The sequence below is a fragment of the Mesorhizobium sp. M7A.F.Ca.MR.362.00.0.0 genome, from assembly GCF_004023175.1.
In the GTDB taxonomy this organism is placed as follows: Bacteria; Pseudomonadota; Alphaproteobacteria; order Rhizobiales; family Rhizobiaceae; genus Mesorhizobium.
In genome coordinates this window covers 9681-12533 of sequence record NZ_RZTF01000174.1, presented here as the reverse complement: position 1 = coordinate 12533, position 2853 = coordinate 9681, and the positions used below count along the sequence as shown (strand labels likewise).

Annotated in this window: 3 protein-coding genes; all 3 read right to left on the bottom strand. The window is 64.4% G+C overall.

Features of this window, described 5'->3' with window-relative positions; genetic code table 11:
- A partial coding sequence (locus EOC06_RS20515; protein WP_306462356.1) for a biotin/lipoyl-containing protein occupies positions 1-310 on the bottom strand: 310 nt, incomplete at its 3' end.
- Position 311: 1 nt separating this feature from the next.
- Positions 312-1325 carry an alpha-ketoacid dehydrogenase subunit beta gene (locus EOC06_RS20510; protein ID WP_127271317.1) on the bottom strand — a complete coding sequence of 338 codons (1014 nt, stop codon included), beginning with the start codon at positions 1323-1325 and terminating at the stop codon, positions 312-314.
- 3 nt (positions 1326-1328) lie between these two features.
- Positions 1329-2561 (bottom strand): 3-methyl-2-oxobutanoate dehydrogenase (2-methylpropanoyl-transferring) subunit alpha, encoded by a 1233-nt coding sequence (locus tag EOC06_RS20505; protein ID WP_128308638.1) that lies wholly within the window; start codon positions 2559-2561, stop codon positions 1329-1331.
- Positions 2562-2853 lie beyond the last annotated feature (292 nt).

Below are 2853 nucleotides of genomic sequence, written 5' to 3'. Positions count from 1 at the left end.
GGTTAGGGGTGGGGGTAGATGCCGCTGTGACCTCTGGCGATTTCGTGTCTGCGACAACATTCCCCTCGCCCACCACCTTCAGCCGCACGATGGGCGAACCGATCGCCACCGTGTCGCCGATCTCGGCGCCCAGCCACAGGATCTCGCCGTCGACCGGCGACGGGATTTCGACTGTCGCCTTGTCGGTCATCACGGCGGCGAGCACCGTGTCCTCGCGTACCATGTCGCCGATCTTGACGTGCCACTCGACCAGCTCGGCCTCGGCGACACCTTCGCCGACATCGGGCAGCTTGATGATGTGTTCGCCCATCTCAGGCCCCCATGGTTTCAAGCAAGGCACGGCCGACACGGGCGGGGCCGGGGAAATAATCCCACTCCTGCGCATGCGGATAGGGCGTGTCCCAGCCGGCAACGCGAGCAACCGGCGCTTCGAGGTGATAAAAACAGTTTTCCTGCACCAGCGCCGACAGTTCGGCGCCGAAGCCGGACGTCAGCGTCGCCTCATGCACGATGACGCAGCGCCCGGTCTTTTTCACCGATGCGACGATCGTATCGAGATCAAGCGGCAGCAGCGTCCTGAGATCGATGATCTCGGCATCGATGCCGGTTTCCTCGGCCGCGGCCTGCGCGACATAGACCATGGTGCCGTAGGCGAGCACCGTGATGGCGGAACCCGGCCGGCGGATCGCCGCCTTGCCGAGCGGCACAGTGTAGTGGCCGTCGGCGACCTCGCCGAGCTCATGTTTCGACCACGGCGTCACCGGCCGGTCGTGATGGCCGTCGAACGGACCATTGTAGAGCCGCTTCGGCTCAAGGAAGATCACCGGATCGGGGTCTTCGATCGCCGCGATCAAGAGCCCCTTGGCGTCGTGTGGGTTGGACGGCACCACGGTCTTCAGCCCCGACACATGTGTGAACAACGCTTCCGGGCTCTGGCTGTGCGTCTGGCCGCCAAAAATGCCGCCGCCGGTCGGCATGCGCACCACGATCGGGCAGGTGAAATCGCCGTTCGAGCGATAGCGCAGCCTAGCTGCTTCCTGGGTCAGCTGGTCGTAGGCCGGATACATGTAGTCGGCAAACTGAATCTCCACGCACGGCTTCAGCCCATAGGCGGCCATGCCGATGGCCGAGCCGACAATGCCGGATTCGTTGATCGGCGCGTCGAAGCAGCGGCTCTTGCCGTATTTGGCCTGCAGGCCCTGCGTGCAACGGAAGACGCCGCCGAAGAAGCCGACATCCTCGCCGAACACGACGACTTTGTCGTCGCGCCCCATCGATACATCCATGGCATCGCGAATGGCCTCGATCATGGTCCGTCTCGGCATGGCTCAGACTCCCGCCTGCTGGCGCTGGCGTCTGAGATGCGGCGGCATCTCGGCGTAGAGGCCCTCGAACATGTCGCGCGTCGACGGCTTGCCGCCGGCATGCAGCGTGCCGTGGCTTTCGGCTTCCTTCTGCGCCGCGATGACCGTGTCGAGGATTTCCGCCTCGGCCTGCGCGTGCCGCTCGTCCGACCAGACGCCAAGCTGAATGAGATGGTTTTTCAGCCGCACGATCGGATCCCCGAGCGGCCAGGCGTCGGATTCGGTCTTCGGCCGGTAAGCGGACGGGTCGTCCGAGCTCGAATGCGCCCCGGCACGGTAGGTGACATATTCGACGAGCGTCGGCCCGAGATTGCTGCGCGCCCGCTCCGCCGCCCATTTGGCCACCGCATGGACGGCGAGATAGTCGTTGCCGTCGACGCGCAGCGACGGGATGCCGAAGCCGAGGCCCCTTGCCGCGAATGTGCCCGAGCCGCCGCGCGCAATGCCCTGAAAGGTCGAGATCGCCCACTGGTTGTTGACCACATTGAGCACGACCGGCGCCTTGTAGGTCGAGGCGAACACCAGCGCCGAGTGGAAATCGGATTCGGCCGTCGAGCCGTCGCCGATCCAGGCGGCTGCGATGCGCGAATCGTTCGAGATCGCCGAGGCCATCGCCCAGCCGACCGCCTGGATGTACTGCGTCGCCAGATTGCCGGAGATCGAGAAGAAGCCGTGCTCCTTCGACGAATACATGACCGGTAGTTGCCGGCCCTTCAGCGGATCCGCCTCGTTGGAATAGATCTGGTTCATCATCGTGACCATCGGATAGCCGTCGGCGATGAGCAGCCCTGCCTGGCGATAGGTCGGGAAATTCATGTCGCCCGGCGCCAGCGCCTTGCGGAAGGCGCAAGCCACCGCCTCTTCGCCCAGATGCTGCATGTAGAACGAGGTCTTGCCCTGCCGCTGCGCCATCTGCATGCGCGCGTCGAAGGTCCGCAGCGTCATCATGTGGCGCAGGCCGGCCAGAAGTTCCTCATCGGAGAGCAGGCCGGCCCAGGGACCGACGGCCTCGCCAGTGCGGTTCAGCACGCGGATGATCGAGAAGGCATGATCGCGGATGGTGCGCGGATCGACATCGATTTCGGGGCGCGGCACCGAGCCGGCCTTGGGGATCGGCACATTGGAAAAATCAGGCGTTCCGCCCGGCCGCACTTCCGGTTCCGGAACGTGGAAACGCAACATCCCAGCATCGGCCATGACCTTTGTCCTCCAATGTTGCCTGGTGTCGATATTTGCATATCTGCGCCGCCAGGCCAGTGCGAATTCGTCGGGTAGCCTGCGGACGTCGGTCCCGGCAGCGCCGGCCGATCCAGCCTCCCACGCACCAAGATGAAGATATGTCGGCGAAATTTCTTGTCGATGTTGGGCGCCGGCGCGCAATTAGACGCAAGATTGAGCCGGGTTTGCTGGCAGATAGGGTGATTGGGGAAGCGCGAAGCGTAATCTCCCTCCTTGAGGGGGAGATGTCGCCGAAGGCGACAGAGGGGGT